We start from the raw sequence: 14,883 nt of genomic DNA, 5'->3' as shown, positions 1-14,883 counted from the left end.
CCGCTCGGCACCGGTCGGCCGGCGCTCCCGGCGGGGAGCGAGAGGTGGGGGGCCGGATATGTCCGGTCCTCCACCTCTATGGCTATTTTGCGGCGCATCGTGCGAACCTGGACACCGTTCCAAATCTGGAGGCGGAGGTTCCGGTGCCCTGGCGGGAGCGCATACGTGCGCATTCGAGCCGTATCTTCCCCTTGCTGCTGGTCTATCTGGCGCTGGTCGTCCTCATCGACTCCATCACCCCCCGCTCGTTCCGGCTGGACATCTTCGCCGGGCTGGCCCCCCTCATCGCCGCCGCCGTCTGCACCTACGGCCAGACGCTGGTGCTCGGCCTGCTCGACCTCGCCGTCATGATCGTCACCCACGGCGTCATCCCGGACACCATGGTCACCATCAACCGCGTCGCCTCCATCCTCGGCAACATCATCATGGTCGGCGCGAGCATCGCCGTCGCCCGGCTGCTGCGGGACCGCGAAGAGCTGCTGACGCAGGTCCGCGCCACCGGAGAGGCGGCACAGCGCGCCCTGCTGCGCGAGCTTCCGCTGCACAGCGGTGATGTGGTCGTGGACGGCTTCTACGTCTCCTCACAGCGGGGCGCCCTGGTGGGCGGCGACATCTACGAGGTCGTCGACACCCCTTACGGGCCCCGGGTGCTGATCGGCGATGTGCAGGGCAAGGGGCTGCGCACGCTCGGGGCGGGGGCGGCGGTGCTGACCGCGTTCCGGGAGGCCGCGTATCACGTGCGGAGTCTGAGCGGCGGGGTGGCCGCCATGGAGGTGGGGCTGCGGCGCTACAACTCCGCGCACGAGCGGGAGCGGAACGGAACCGAGGAGGAACGGTTTGTGACGGCCCTGGTGTTCGGAATCGAGCTGCCGGACCCCGCACCCGCCCCGGACGCCCCCGCCCACACCCCGGACCCCGTGGACGACGTACGGCTGGTGCTGATCGACTGCGGGCACGTCCAGCCGTATCTGCTCCACGCCGACGGCACGGTCCGCGAGCTGGACTCCGAGGAGCCCGGCCTGCCGCTCGGCCTCGGCGACCTGACCGGCACGCCGCGCCCGGTCCAGCGGATCCCCATCCAGCCCGACACCCGGGTGTTCGCCTGCACGGACGGGGTGACCGAGGCGCGCTGCTCCGCCGGGGACTTCTACCCCCTGGCCGACCGCCTCAGCGGCTGGGCCTCGCTGCCCACCCCGGAGCTGCTGGAGCGGCTGAGAAAGGACCTGGACGTCCATACGAAGGGGCGGTTCCAGGACGACGCGGCAGTGATCGTCCTGGAACACGCCCCCGTACCGCCCGGCTAGCCGCAGCCCACCGGTTCGGGTGCGATGGCGGCGCGCTCGGCCGTCGCCAGTTGCTCGATCAGCGCCTCGCGGGCGCGGGCCACGCGGGACCGGACCGTGCCCACGGGGCAGCCGACAACGAGCGCTGCCTCGGCGTAGGGCAGGCCCAGCAGCTGGGTGAGGACGAACGCCTCGCGCCGCTCGTACGGCAGCAGGGCGAGCAGCTGGGACAGCGCCACCGACTCGTCGAAGCCGGTGTGCGGCTGCGCCCGGCACTGGGCCCGCTCGGCCGCCGTCTGCCAGTCGTCGGTGTCCGACAGCCGCGGCCTGGCCGCGTTGCGGCGCAGCCGGTCCACGACCGCTCGGCGGGCGATCGACAGCAGCCAGGTACGCGCCGAGGATCTGCCCTCGAAGCGGGGCAGGCCGCGCAGCGCGCGCAGATAGGTCTCCTGGACGAGGTCGTCGGCCGAGTGCGGGTCGTCGCTCAGCCGGTGGACGTAGCGCCACACATCGCGCCGGGTGGCGCGCACGAAGCGGTCCACGGCCTCGAGGTCGCCGCCGCGGGCGGCGAGCGCCCAGGCCGTCAGGGTCTCGTCGTCGCGGTCAGGCATCGCCGTACCCCGCGCCATCGGGGACCATGAAGGGGTGGTCTGTGCTCAGTTCCGGGTCGCCGTGTCGGCCCGTGTCGACGGCGAGGCGCCGCCGCCGGAGGTCCCCGACGCGGTGCTCGACGCCCATCTGCTGGAGTGCCCGGAGTGCCGCCGCTGGGGTGAGCGGGCGCGGCGGCTGCGGGAGCTCGCGGCCCGTCTCGACGGCGCGTGAACGCCGGGATACGGAGAGGACGGAGAGGGCAGACAGGGGGGCCGGGCGCCGCCGTGGGGCGGCGTCCGGGGTGCGGGCAGGGGTCATCGCCTGCGGTCCTTCCTGAAGTCCGGGCGGCCCGAGGGGCCGTCCGGTGACGTGGTGGGCCTGAGGGGGCCGCCGTCCGTCAGCGGACGGCGGCCCCGGGCGGCGGACCACGGGTGGCGATGACATGGGCGAGCAGCAGCCGTCGCAGCCGCTGGGAGCCGCCGCGGCGGGCGGCGCGGACGCGGGGCCGCGCGGGCACGCGGGGCGCGCCGTACAGCAGGGTCAGCAGGGGCGCGAACAGCCCGGTGGCCAGGGTGCGCACCAGCCGGAACACGGCCTGTTCGCCGCCGGAGAGCCACATGCCGCACAGCAGGGCGGCCACCAGGTGCGCGGACCACATGCCGAGCGCGCCGTATCCCTGGCCTCCGGGCAGGGGCGCCGAGGCCATGGCCTCGTGGGCGTGGGCCATGGGGTGGGCGTGCCCGGACATCGGCATGGACATGGGCATGGACATGGGCGCGTCCGTCGGCGCCGCGCCGTACGGTGCCCCCGCCCCCGCCCCGGGCAGGGCGCCCTGCGCGAGGCCGAACGCGACGTGGAGCGCGGTCTGCGCGCCCACGGTCGCGGCGACCACCGCCAGCGGTCCGCGCTCGCGCCCCGCCAGACACCAGGTCGCCCCGCCGACGAGCGGCACGGCGGCCCCGATCACCCACCACGGGACCGCGGCCCCGGACATCAGCGCGTGCCCGAGCGCCGCGAGCAGCACACAGACCGCTGCGAACACCGCGGCTCGCAGCGCCCGCAGTACGTGGCCCGCTTCCATGACGCGCTCATGCTCCCATTCGCGCACCGCCCGGCGCCGCCAGGGGCGCGGAAGTTGAGCAAGTTGCGCATGGACCGGCTCCGTCCCGGCTCTTGCGGGTCGGCGTGCGCGCGGGAGAGTGTGAGGAACCCGACCGTCCGTGAGCCCCTCCGCGACCTCGAGGGAGGACACCTGTGGTCAACCCCTGGCTGGCGATGGCGTCGGGCGCGGATCCGGCGGAGCACGTCCGCGCGGTGCGCCGCGCCCATGAGGAGTTTCTGACCGAGGGGGCGGTCTCGCCGGCCGTCCGCCCGGTGGTGGCGGACTCCTGGCGGCGTTCGGCCAGTGCGCGGGTGGCCCAGGACGGCCTGGCGCCGATCGATCTGGCGGACGCCGAGTTGGAGGCGTACCGCGCGGACCACCCGCTGGCCCGGGTGATGCCGCTGTTCCGCGAGCTGCTGGGCACCTTCGCCCAGGACGGCGCGCATCTGCTGGCGGTCTGCGACGAGCAGGGCCGGATGCTGTGGGTGGAGGGGCACGCGGGCGTACGGCATCAGGCCGAGCGGATGAACTTCGTGGCCGGGGCGCGCTGGGACGAGCGGCACGCGGGCACCAACGCGCCGGGCACGGCGCTCACCGTCGACCACGCGGTGCAGATCTTCGCGGCCGAGCACTACCACCGCGCGGTGCAGCCCTGGACCTGTGCGGCCGCCCCGGTGCACGACCCGCACACCGGGCGGCTGTTGGGCGCGGTGGACATCACCGGCGGCGACCATCTGGCGGCCCCGCACAGCCTGGCCCTGGTCCAGGCGACCGCGCGGGCCGCCGAGGGCCGGCTGGCGGCCGAGGCGCCGCGCCCGTCGGGCCCGCGGGTGCGGCTGACGGCGCTGGGGCGGGACGAGGCGCTGCTGGTGACCGACGGGCGGCGGCTGCGGCTGGGGCCGCGGCACAGCGAGATCATGGTGCTGCTGGCCGCCCACCCGGAGGGCCTGAGCGGCGACCGGCTGGCCCTGGAGCTGTACGGGGACCAGGCCGACCGGCGCTCCCCCGTGACCCTGCGCGCGGAGCTGTCGCGGCTGCGCCGCCTGGTGGGGTCGCTGCTGGGCTCGCGCCCCTACCGGCTGTGCGCGCCCGTGCGGGCCGATGTGGCGGCCGTGGCGGAGGAGTTGGCGGCCGGTAACACGCATGCGGCGGTGCGCGCGTACGCGGGGCCGCTGCTGCCGCTGTCGGAGGCGCCCGGGGTGTGCCGGATGCGCCGGATCGTGGAGGACGATGTCCGCCGCGCCGTGTTGGCCTGCGGCGAACCGGAGTTGCTGCGGTGGTGGACCAGGGCGCCGTGGGGCGAGGACGACCTGGAGGCGGGCGAGGCCCTGCTGGCGGCCCTTCCGGCGCACGCTCCGGGCCGGGCGTCGCTGCTGCCCCGGGTGCGGCGGCTGCGCGCGGCGTACGGGCTCGATCCCGGCGTGCGCCCCGGCGCAACGTCCACGCAACGTACCGACTTCTAGCGTCGCCGCCGACGTACGCCTGACGAATGACGTACACCTGACGAATACTGTCGTATACGACAAACACGGGAGGGCCGCCCATGCCGCGTTACGCAAGCCCGGGATCCGAGGGCTCGATCGTCAGCTACCAACCGCGCTACGACCACTGGATCGGCGGCGAATACGTGCCGCCCCAGCGGGGCCAGTACTTCGAGAACCCGACCCCGGTCAACGGACAGACCTTCACCGAGATCGCCCGGGGCACCACCGAGGACGTCGAGCGGGCCCTGGACGCCGCCCACGCCGCGGCCCCCGCCTGGGGCCGTACCTCGCCCGCCGAGCGCGCCTCGGTGCTGCTGAGGATCGCCGACCGCATGGAGGAGAATCTCGAGGCGCTGGCGGTCGCCGAGACCTGGGAGAACGGCAAGCCGGTGCGCGAGACGCTGGCCGCCGACATCCCGCTGGCCATCGACCACTTCCGCTACTTCGCGGGGGCCATCCGGGCCCAGGAGGGCAGCCTCTCGCAGCTCGACGACGATACCGTCGCGTACCACTTCCACGAGCCGCTGGGCGTGGTCGCCCAGATCATCCCGTGGAACTTCCCGATCCTGATGGCCACCTGGAAGCTCGCCCCGGCGCTGGCCGCGGGCAACGCGGTGGTCCTCAAGCCCGCCGAGCAGACCCCGGCCTCCATCCATCTGTGGCTGAGCCTGGTCGCCGATCTGCTGCCGCCGGGCGTGCTCAACATCGTCAACGGCTTCGGCGTGGAGGCCGGAAAGCCGCTGGCCTCCAGCGCCCGCGTGGCCAAGGTCGCCTTCACCGGCGAGACCACCACCGGGCGGCTGATCATGCAGTACGCGAGCGAGCACCTGAAGCCGGTGACGCTGGAGCTCGGCGGCAAGAGCCCGAACATCTTCTTCGACGACGTCTCGGCCGCCGACGACGACTTCCTGGACAAGGCCCTGGAAGGGTTCACCATGTTCGCCCTCAACCAGGGCGAGGTGTGCACCTGTCCCTCGCGCGCCCTGGTCCAGCAGGGCCACTACCGGGACTTCATGGACGCGGCCGTGGCCCGTACGGAGAAGATCACCCAGGGCCATCCGCTGGACACCGACACCATGCTGGGCGCGCAGGCCTCCAACGACCAGTTGGAGAAGATCCTGTCCTACCTGGACATCGGCCGGCAGGAGGGCGCCCGGGTGCTGACCGGTGGCGCCCGCGCCGACCTGGGCGGCGAGCTGTCGGGCGGCTACTACGTCCAGCCCACGGTGTTCGAGGGCACCAACCAGATGCGGGTCTTCCAGGAGGAGATCTTCGGCCCGGTGGTGGCCGTGACCCCGTTCGGCGACTTCGACGACGCGATCAGGATCGCCAACGACACGCTGTACGGGCTGGGCGCGGGCGTATGGACCCGCGACGGCACGACCGCCTACCGCGCCGGGCGCGCCATCCAGGCGGGCCGGGTGTGGACCAACTGCTACCACGCCTACCCGGCGCACGCGGCGTTCGGCGGCTACAAGCAGTCCGGCATCGGCCGTGAGACCCACAAGATGATGCTGGACCACTATCAGCAGACCAAGAACCTGCTGGTGAGCTACTCCCCCAAGAAGCTCGGCTTCTTCTGATGGCCGAGTCCGAGCATGTCGCGAATTCCCGGGTCGCGAGGGTCGCGCTGACCCCGGCCGCGGCGGAGCTGATCCGGCGGCTGAGCGAGGAGCACGGACCGCTGATGTTCCATCAGTCGGGCGGCTGCTGCGACGGCAGCGCGCCGATGTGCTACCCGCTGGGGGAGTTCCGTACGGGCGCGGCGGATGTGCTGCTGGGGTCGCTGACGGTGGAGGGCGTCGCGGAGCCGGTCGGGTTCTGGATGTCGGCCGACCAGTTCGAGCGGTGGCGGCATACGCATCTGACGGTGGATGTGGTGCCGGGCCGGGGCAGCGGCTTCTCCCTGGAGGCGCCGGAGGGCGTCCGCTTCCTGATCCGCTCCCGGCTGCTGGACGCGCCGGGGTGAGACCGTGCGCCCGCGGCGGGGGCCCGTACAAGCCCCCGCCGCGGGCGTCAGCTCGCGTCGGCGAGGGCGAGGGTGTGGAGGCGCTCGGGCGGGCCGGGGCGGGCGTAGTACCAGCCCTGGGCGGTGTCACAGCCCAGGCCGCGCAGACACTCGGCCTGCACCGCGGTCTCCACGCCCTCCACCGTCACCGCCAGGTCGAGGGTGTGGGCGAGTGAGACGATCCCCTCCACGATCTTGACGTCGACGGGGTCGATCGGGGCCCGCTGCATGCCCCGGGTGAAGGAGCGGTCGAGCTTGAGCGTGGAGACCGGCAGCCGGCGCAGATACGAGAGGTTGGAGTAGCCGGTGCCGAAGTCGTCCAGGGCGATGTCCACGCCCAGGTCGGCGAGTTGGCGCAGCGGGCGCAGCGCGTCCTCGTCCACGCCGATCAGGTCGTTCTCCGTCACCTCCAGGCACAGCGCGCTCGGGCACAGCCCCGCGTTCTCCAGGACGGCCACGGTGTCGGAGACCAGGCTGGGGTGGCTCAGCTGGCAGGGCGAGAGGTTGACGTTGACCCGCAGCGGGTCCGTGTCGTCCTCGGCGGCGTCCTGCCAGTCGCGGGCCTGCCGGGCGGCCTGCTCCAGCACCCAGCGGCCCAGCGGGACGATCAGCCCGGTGTCCTCGGCGAGCGGGATGAACTGGTCGGGGCCGAGGACGCCGTGCTTGGGGTGGAGCCAGCGGACGAGCGCCTCGGCGCCGCGCACGGTGCCGTCGGCCAGCCGCACCAGGGGCTGGTACTCGATGAAGAACTCGCCCCGCTCCAGGGCGGCGGGCAGGCCGTTGGTCAGGCTGTGCCGCGCGATGACCCGGGCGTTGGAGTCGGCGTCGGCGAGTTCGTAGCGATTGCCGCCGGCCGCCTTGGCCCGGTACATCGTGATGTCCGCGCTGCGCAGCACCTCCGCCCGGCCGATCTCGCCGGCCGGCCCGTCCACGACGCCGATGCTGGCCCGTACCAGCAGCTCGCGGCCGTCGACACGGACCGGCTCCTCGAGAGCGGCGAGCATCCGGCGGGCCAGGGCGGTGCCGTCCTGCTGTGCGGTGGGGCCGGTGACCAGGGCGAGGAACTCGTCGCCGCCCACGCGCGCGATCAGCTCGTCGGGGGAGGCGGCGCAGTCCTGGAGGCGGTCGGCGACGGCCTTGAGCAGCCGGTCGCCCGCGATGTGTCCGAGGCTGTCGTTGACCGACTTGAAGCCGTCCAGGTCCAGGTAGCAGACGCCGAAGCGCTCGGCGCCGGCCTCGCCGGCCAGCACCTTGTCCAGGCGCTCCAGGAACAGGGTGCGGTTGGGCAGCCCGGTCAGCTCGTCATGCGTGGCCTCGTAGCGCAGCCGCTCGCGCAGCAGCCGGTGCTCGGTGACGTCCTCGGCGAGGGTGAGCTGGTACTGCGGGGCGCCGGCGGAGTCGCGGAGCAGGGTGACCGTCAGATTGGTCCACAGCACGCTGCCGTCGTCGCGGTAGTGGGGCTTCTCGATGCGGAAGTGGTCGCGCCGGCCGGTCACCAGCTCGCGGTAGGTCTCGTGGACTCCGGGCGCGTCGTCGGGGTGGACGAACTCGTTGACGTTGCGGCCGGGGCGGAAGAAGTCCATGCCGCCGAACATCCGGGCCATGGCGTCGTTCACGACCAGGATCTCGCCGTCCAGGCCGCAGATGCCGACGCCGATGACCGCGCCCTCGAACACCGCCTGGAACTTGGCCTCGCTGGCGTGCAGCGCCCTCTCGGCCGCGGTGCGGGCGGCCTCCGCGGCGCGCGAGACGGCCTCGTGCTGATCGCGCTCGCGCTCTCTGAGCTCGCGGACGAAGCCGGCGGCGAGGGCGTGCTGGAGCCGGGTGCAGCGGGCCCGTGCCTCGTCCTCGGCCATGGGTTCGGTCATGGGCCCGGCCGTCGCCGCGGCGGGCGGGCAGTAGGGCACCAGATGGCTGTCGATGGCGCCCAGGATCGCCGGGAGCGCCTCGGGCTCGGTGCACTGCACGTCCACCAGCGCGGCCCCGACCTCGTACGCCGGCGCGGTGTCGAAGGGCTCGGAGCGGAGCGCCGCGCTCAGCCGGGCGGCCAGCGGCACCAGGCGCTCCTCGAACTCGGCCGGGGTCATGGCCGTCGCCGTCACCGGGTGGACGGCGCGGCTCCAGACCTCCGCGAACCGCCTGACCCGGGCCTCCTCGGCCGCCGCACTCTCCGCCGTGCTCTCCTCAGGTCTCGGCCCGCCGCCCGGCCCGGAAGTCATATCGCGGGCCCCGCCGCGGCGCGGCCGCCATGAGCCGCCGCGTCCTCGCCTGCGCCGTCGTCGCCCTTCGGCCGCCAGTACACGTCCTGCACTTCCTCGCCCTCTTCCGGCTTCCGGGGCCGCCCTCGGGGTCGTCCGCGTCCTCGGGGAAGTGGAGCATGACGAATAGCGGCAGGGCAACCCGCTGCTGAGCCGAGATTACTGATCGGCCGTCCGATGCGGAGCGGGAAGTGGAAATCACTAGTCCACTTCTCGGTCTTTTTCGGCGCCAGGAACGGAAAAGCCGGGAGAACCCGGGCAATTATCCGGGCGCGCTAAGGTATGACGGACGCCAGCGACGATGGCAACCGCGCCTTCAGATCATTCCACTCGCCTTCGCTGACATGGCGTTCAAGGGCTTGCAGAACGGTGCGCACCAATTGCTCGGTGTCACCTTCGATCGCGTACGGGAAGTCCGCGCGGACCCGTCTCAAGAATTCCTCGCTGTTCATCTTCACCGGTGTGTGCGCGGGCCGCCACCCGTCGTAGTACACGCCCCGCAGCAGGGTCGGGAGCTGCGCGCCGAACTGCACGGCCTCGTCGACCGGGAGCCGGTCCCGCAGATGGTGCAGCACCGCGCGCAGCGCCGCGTACGACTGCTTGCGGCGCTCCTTGGGCCAGCCGTACACCTCTTCGATCTCTTTCAGAAGCCGATTCGCCTTGTCGACCATGGTGTCGAACGAGGAAAAGCCTGTGGCAACCATCTTGTCGTCCTTCCGCGTCCGCCCGCCGACCGCGGCGGAACACACCCGAAGGGGGCGGTCCCGCCGCGGGACAGAGCCTCCTTCGGCGGGGTCAGCCGCCCCTGCTCTCGCCGACCTCGGTGATTTCGATGTGGCGGGGCTTGGTGGTCTCCGCCTTGGGGACGCCGATCGTCAACACGCCGTCGGACATGCTCGCCTTGACGCCTTCGGTGTTCACTTCGCCCGCCAGCCGCATCCGGTACTCGAAGCGGCCGGTGCGACGCGTGCTGCGGCGCAGAACGCCCTTGCTCTCCCGCTCCTTGATCTCCCCCGAGACGCCCAGTTCCTGCCCGCTCACCTCGACGTCGACGTCCCTGCGGCTGACGCCCGGCAGCTCGATCTGGACGTGATATGCCTCGTCGGTCTCGGACACATCGGCGGACGGCGTCCAGGCCGCCAGACCGGCGCCCGGTACCGCGCCGCCGACCGTGGATTCGAGGAGCCCGCCCATCTGGTTGAGCAACTCGTCGAACTCGGCCAGGGGACTGCGCGCCCAGCCGCGCTGGCGCTCCATCGCGCCCTCGTTTCGTGTTCTCCGGACGGGCATGCTCATCGCCCACCACCTCCGTCCTGTCGGTGATCCGCGGATGCGTTGTCCCCTGTCCAGGATGGGCAGCCGGAGGGCCGCCCGCACCTCGGATCATGGCCGGGGCGGGGCGTGAGCGGGTCGGGGAAGGACCGGAGGGAGGGGGCGGGGCGGCGCCCGGGGGCCGAGCGCCGCCCGTGCGCTCAGCGGATGCCCAGCTCCCGCAGGACGCGGCTCTGACTCGCGGTCGGCTTGGCCGGGAAGTACAGGTAGCACACGCCGCCGGTGCCGGAGGCCACCTTGCCCTGGGCGTTGTAGCGCTTGGTGCGCAGCCAGATGTTCTCGAACTCGCGCCGCTTGTAGACGTGGCGGACCGCCGCGTTGTCGGCCGAGGCCGGGTCGTTGGCGATGACGTCGCCTTCGGCGGTGAAGCCGATCACGGTCATCAGGTGGCCCGCGGTGCCGTATCCGGCCCCGGTCAGCTCCTCCTTGAGGAACGACTGGGAGGTGATCAGCGGAATGCCGGCGGCGATCAGCTTCTCGGCGTCGTTCAGCGAGCCGAGCCGGGTGACCACTCCCTGGAGATCGCGGTAGGTGGCGGCGTAGGCGGCGTTGAACGGCCAGTTGCCGCAGCCCTGGTACTGGTAGTCGAAGGTGTGCCGAGCGGCGTGGCAGACCTGCGGGTCGGCGTAGTCGGGGTTGACCCAGGCCAGGTCCCCGGCGGTGGGCTTGCGGCCCCAGTACTCGATGATCATCTGGGACGAGGTGGGGCTGCACCACGCCTCGCCGCCGTTGTCGTACTCCGGGTACTGGCCCTTGTGGATCTCCTGCGAGTAGCGCGGCACGGTCAGCTCACGCCCCCCGGCCAGGCCCGGGGTGGAGGCGGGCACCTCGAAGCGGTCGGGGACGTCCGAGCCCATCGCGCCGACGCGCCACACCGTGGGCGTCAGTTTGCTGCCGGGCTTGCGGTAGAGGGTGAGCCGCACCCGGTACGAGACGAGCCGCAGCCCGCTCGCCGCGTCGTCGACGGAGAAGGTGTCGGTCCACACCGAGCTCTTGCCGTCGCTCTGGTCGTCGACCGAGGTCCGGCGGATGGACTCGGCGCCGTCCCCGGACGCCCAGCGGCCCATCACATACCAGGGAGTGTCGGTGCCGTCGGTGTACGTGCCCTTCAGCTCGGCCAGGATCCAGGTGCCGGCCGGGGTGCGGGCGTTCCAGGACACGATCGCCTCGGTGGCCGGAGTGGCCAGGGTGTGCGCCGGGGAGGTCCAGGTCGCGTACTCCCAGGACGCCGTGATGCCGGTGTGCGGATCGGTGTAGTCGGCGGTGCCCGCGGGGCGGGAGATGACCACGCCGGGGCGGGCTCCGGCCTCGACGCGGATGCCGTCACCCGCTCCCGCCCGCCAGTCGGCGAGGCTGCTCCAGCCGTGGTAGCCGACGGCCGGGGCGGCGGCCTTCCGGGCCGGCCGGGCCGCCGGGCGCACCGGCTCCGCGGCCGCGGTGCCGGTGGACAGGGCGGCCGCGCCGGTGACGGCGAAGGCGGCGGCGAGCACGGTGCGGCGAGGTGTGAATCCGTCTCCGGATCTGGTCATACGGGGTTCCCCCAGTCGTCGTCCGGGTGGGCCGTGGGTGCGCGACAGTCGCACAACTATGGCCGCTGCGAGTGGTGTCAGGCCAGTGATTCCCGGCTGGGCGCCTCATCAATATTGGTGTGGACCATTGGAGTGAGGGCGGGGCGAATCGCGAGGTGAGGGCAGCGCGGGAACGGGGCGGGAACGGCGGCGCGGCAGGCCCGGGGCCGCGGCCGTAAGGTGGTCGGCGATGGATCTGTACCGCCCCGCCGCACCGCCCGCCCCGCCCGGCCCCCCGGCCGCCGCCCCGGAGCCGCCCGATCAGCTCGCCGCGCTGGCCGCGCGGCTGCGCGCGCTGCCGCCCTCGTGCGGGCCCGTACGGCTGGTCGCGGTGGACGGGCACGCCGGGTCCGGCAAGACCACATTCGCCGGGCGGCTGGCGGCGGCGCTCGGCGGCGCCCCCGTGCTGCACACCGACGACCTCGCCACCCACGACGAGCTGTTCGCCTGGACCGGGCGGCTGCGCGCGCAGATCCTCGACCCCCTCGCCCGCGGCGCCGCCGCCCACTACGCGCCGTACGACTGGGTGGAGCGCCGCTTCACGGCCGCCTCTCGGCGGCTCGACCCGGCCCCCGTGGTGCTCGTCGAGGGCGTGGGCAGCGGGCGCCGCGCCCTGCGCCCGCACCTTGCGCGCCTGCTGTGGATGGAACTGCCCGAGGCGGAGTCCTGGCGGCGGGGACAGCTGCGGGACGGACCGGAGATGTCCACATTCTGGGACGGCTGGCTTCTCGCCGAGCGCGCGCATTTCGCCGCCGACCCCTCACGTCCCCATGCCGAAATCCTGGTGATGCAGCGAAACGAGGGGTACGAGTTGCTCACGGGGCCCGCCGAGGCGCCCTGAACCACCCCCCGGCATCACTCTGTGTGACGATGCGCGGCCGACCGCGCCCGCGCGGCGCTCCCGGCGCACGACGCGCACCCCAACTCGGCTTGACCTAGGGCCCATACAGGTCTTACGTTCTCAATGTGCGACTCGTGCGAGTCGCCCCACAACGCGAAGCCCCCGGTTGTTCCCCCGTGATCGGGGGCTTCGTCCTGTCCGGGAGGGCTCACGGAGATCCTTCCGGAGTCCCTTTCCACCACTTTTGTCCTCGGACCCCCTCACCCTGGGTGACCAGCGTCTTCCGGCCTTTCGCGCCCCGTCCGCGCCCCCGCGCACGCCGCCCGGCCAGGCAAGTTGGACACGAACAGCCGTGCGGCACCCTCGGCCCGTGCGGCCTGCGCAGGTACGATGCGAAGCGGGGCAGCCGCCCCTGCGGCAACCACGGGGGCAGGGTTTGTGGGGGACGTGATGGATTTCGGCACGCAGGGTTCGCACGCCCCGGCCGATCTCGCCTGGCTGCGTGCCGTCGACGCCTACACGATGGGCGCGTACGCGCAGGCGGAGGACGAGTTCCGGGTCGCGGTGCGGCACGATCCCGGAATGGCCGACGCCTGGCTCGGTCTGCACGCGCTGCGGGCCGACACCACCACCGCGCTGCTGCGGATGTACCGGCACCGCGACCGCTTCGGCGAACAGCGCGCCCACCACCGCCGCACCCTGAACTCCTGGTACTGGCTGGGCTGGTGGGTCCAGCCCGTCCTGGAGACCAGCCGGGACCTGCTGCTCGCACACGCCTCCCACTGGCTCGACGGCCGCCACGTCCCCGAGCTGGACCGGGCCCTGGCCGGCTGCCCGCCCGTGGAGGCCGATCCGCAGGCGCGCTTTCTGCACGCCTGCCGGGCCTATCTGGTCAAGGACTGGGAGCAGCTGGTGCGGCACACCGAGCCGCTGCTGGACGATCCGTTACTGGGCATCGAGGCGGGGCTGTTCGGCGGCATGGCCCGGGTGCGTCTCGAGATGTTCGGCCAGGCGGAACCGCTGCTCGCCGCCGCCCTGATGCGCTGCCGCAGCGAACAGCCGCAGCGCAAGGAGCTGCGCTACTGGCTGGCCCGCGCCCATGAGGGCACCGGCCGCAGCGCCGCGGCGCTCCCCCTCTACCGCGCGGTGCACCGCATCGACCCGACCTTCATGGACACCTCGGCCCGGCTCGCGGCCATAGCGGAGGGCGACGGCCTCGACGAGACCGCCGACCTCGCCGCCGTCTCGCTGGCCGGGCTCGGCAGCCAGGACGCCGCCGAGGGCCGCGACGCCGCCACCGACCCCGACCCCCTGGTCACGGCCGACCCGCCGGACGGCCGCGAGCTGCGCGCCACCGGCCCGGACCCGGAAGGCCCCCCGCTGGTCGGCGCCCCCGTGGTCGCCGCCGACGGCCCGCGCGAGCGAGCCGGCGCGACCCCGCAGCCCGGCCCCTCCGACCCCGTCCTGCTGGAGAACGCGCTTCAGGAGCTGGAGCGCATGGTGGGCCTGGAGCCCGTCAAGCGGCAGGTGCGGGCGCTGTCCGCCCAGCTCCACATGGCCCGGCTGCGCGCCGGACAGGGCCTCCCGGTCCAGCCGCCCAAGCGCCACTTCGTCTTCTCCGGCCCCTCCGGCACCGGCAAGACCACCGTCGCCCGCATCCTCGGCCGCGTGTTCTACGCGCTCGGACTGCTGGGCGGCGACCATCTCGTCGAGGCCGGGCGCGCCGACCTGGTCGGCGAGTACCTCGGCCAGACGGCCGTGAAGGCCAACGAGCTGATCGACTCCGCGCTCGGCGGGGTGCTGTTCGTGGACGAGGCGTACTCCCTCTCCAACTCCGGCTACAGCAAGGGCGACGCGTACGGCGACGAGGCGCTCCAGGTGCTGCTCAAGCGCGCCGAGGACAACCGCGACCGCCTCGTGGTGATCCTCGCCGGCTACCCCGAGGGCATGGACCGGCTGCTGGCCGCGAACCCCGGCCTCGGCTCGCGCTTCACCACCCGCGTCGACTTCCCCAGCTACCGCCCGCTCGAGCTCACCCGGATCGGCGAGGTCCTGGCCGCGGAGAACGGCGACAAGTGGGACGAGGAGGCCGTGGAGGAGCTGCGGTCCATCAGCGGACACGTGGTGGAGCAGGGCTGGATCGACGAGCTGGGCAACGGGCGGTTTCTGCGGACGCTGTACGAGAAGAGTTGCGCGTACCGGGATCTGCGGTTGTCCGGGTGGACGGGGACGCCTACGCGCGAGGATCTCGCGACGCTGCGGCTGCCGGATCTGATGCAGGCGTACGGCGAGGTCCTCTCCGGCCGCGGCCCCATGTACCGCGACCCCGAGGACCCACCCCTGGAGTAGCGCCGGAGGGGCTGATTTTCAGCCCGTCCGGCGCTTGAGGACACGCCCGAAGGGCGTGAGGGGGTCC

Annotated in this window: 13 protein-coding genes; 7 read left to right on the top strand and 6 right to left on the bottom strand. The window is 73.0% G+C overall.

Translation table 11 applies throughout. The annotated features are described in order from the left end of the window. Nucleotides 1-143: 143 nt before the first annotated feature. Nucleotides 144-1,304 (top strand): PP2C family protein-serine/threonine phosphatase, encoded by a 1,161-nt coding sequence (locus ACH4S9_RS34570; protein ID WP_311725878.1) that lies wholly within the window; start codon nt 144-146, stop codon nt 1,302-1,304. On the opposite strand, the gene ACH4S9_RS34565 is transcribed toward ACH4S9_RS34570, so the two are convergent. Continuing rightward, nucleotides 1,301-1,894: a sigma-70 family RNA polymerase sigma factor gene (locus tag ACH4S9_RS34565; protein ID WP_311725877.1), complete on the bottom strand. Its 594-nt coding sequence runs from the start codon at nt 1,892-1,894 to the stop codon at nt 1,301-1,303. The genes ACH4S9_RS34570 and ACH4S9_RS34565 overlap by 4 nt on opposite strands. A gap of 34 nt (nt 1,895-1,928) precedes the next feature. On the opposite strand from ACH4S9_RS34565, the gene ACH4S9_RS34560 reads away from it, so the two are divergent. Beyond that, entirely contained in the window at nt 1,929-2,105 is a 177-nt protein-coding gene (locus ACH4S9_RS34560; protein ID WP_311725876.1) for a zf-HC2 domain-containing protein, read from the top strand. A 166-nt stretch (nt 2,106-2,271) separates the two neighbouring features. Here ACH4S9_RS34560 and ACH4S9_RS34555 read toward each other — a convergent pair whose 3' ends face one another. Then, the gene (locus tag ACH4S9_RS34555) at nt 2,272-2,955 is read right to left on the bottom strand and encodes a hypothetical protein (RefSeq protein ID WP_398375506.1); all 684 of its coding nucleotides are present in this window, start codon (nt 2,953-2,955) and stop codon (nt 2,272-2,274) included. 173 nt (nt 2,956-3,128) lie between these two features. Between ACH4S9_RS34555 and ACH4S9_RS34550 the strand changes: the two genes are divergently transcribed. The 3 genes from ACH4S9_RS34550 (at nt 3,129) to ACH4S9_RS34540 (ending at nt 6,429) form a co-directional block, all read left to right on the top strand. Further along, a complete protein-coding gene (locus ACH4S9_RS34550; RefSeq protein WP_398375504.1) occupies nt 3,129-4,439 on the top strand; it encodes a GAF domain-containing protein in 1,311 nt (436 codons plus the stop codon). An 80-nt stretch (nt 4,440-4,519) separates the two neighbouring features. Continuing rightward, a complete protein-coding gene (gene adh, locus ACH4S9_RS34545; protein WP_398375503.1) occupies nt 4,520-6,043 on the top strand; it encodes an aldehyde dehydrogenase in 1,524 nt (507 codons plus the stop codon). Then, on the top strand, nt 6,043-6,429 hold the full coding sequence (locus ACH4S9_RS34540; RefSeq protein WP_398375501.1) for a DUF779 domain-containing protein: 387 nt from the start codon (nt 6,043-6,045) through the stop codon (nt 6,427-6,429). Before adh ends, ACH4S9_RS34540 begins: the two co-directional genes overlap by 1 nt. A gap of 47 nt (nt 6,430-6,476) precedes the next feature. Here the strand turns inward: ACH4S9_RS34540 and ACH4S9_RS34535 are convergent, their stop codons facing one another. From ACH4S9_RS34535 to ACH4S9_RS34520, 4 genes are all read right to left on the bottom strand, one after another. Further along, nucleotides 6,477-8,687 carry an EAL domain-containing protein gene (locus ACH4S9_RS34535; protein ID WP_311725871.1) on the bottom strand — a complete coding sequence of 737 codons (2,211 nt, stop codon included), beginning with the start codon at nt 8,685-8,687 and terminating at the stop codon, nt 6,477-6,479. 314 nt (nt 8,688-9,001) lie between these two features. Continuing rightward, nucleotides 9,002-9,430: a DUF2267 domain-containing protein gene (locus ACH4S9_RS34530; RefSeq protein ID WP_311725870.1), complete on the bottom strand. Its 429-nt coding sequence runs from the start codon at nt 9,428-9,430 to the stop codon at nt 9,002-9,004. 91 nt (nt 9,431-9,521) lie between these two features. Continuing rightward, nucleotides 9,522-10,022 carry an Hsp20/alpha crystallin family protein gene (locus tag ACH4S9_RS34525; RefSeq protein ID WP_311725869.1) on the bottom strand — a complete coding sequence of 167 codons (501 nt, stop codon included), beginning with the start codon at nt 10,020-10,022 and terminating at the stop codon, nt 9,522-9,524. Nucleotides 10,023-10,198: 176 nt separating this feature from the next. Continuing rightward, nucleotides 10,199-11,587, bottom strand: coding sequence for a peptidase C39 family protein (locus ACH4S9_RS34520; RefSeq protein WP_361193027.1), 1,389 nt, complete (start codon nt 11,585-11,587; stop codon nt 10,199-10,201). A gap of 229 nt (nt 11,588-11,816) precedes the next feature. Between ACH4S9_RS34520 and ACH4S9_RS34515 the strand changes: the two genes are divergently transcribed. After that, complete coding sequence (locus ACH4S9_RS34515; protein WP_311725867.1) at nt 11,817-12,467, top strand: hypothetical protein; 651 nt, start codon at nt 11,817-11,819, stop codon at nt 12,465-12,467. 450 nt (nt 12,468-12,917) lie between these two features. Continuing rightward, nucleotides 12,918-14,816: an AAA family ATPase gene (locus ACH4S9_RS34510; RefSeq protein WP_311725866.1), complete on the top strand. Its 1,899-nt coding sequence runs from the start codon at nt 12,918-12,920 to the stop codon at nt 14,814-14,816. Nucleotides 14,817-14,883 lie beyond the last annotated feature (67 nt).

Source organism: Streptomyces sp. NPDC021225 (genome assembly GCF_044332865.1).
GTDB lineage: Bacteria > Actinomycetota > Actinomycetes > Streptomycetales > Streptomycetaceae > Streptomyces.
Note: the sequence above shows the minus strand (reverse complement) of the source record. Positions and strands in the feature narration are given on the sequence as shown.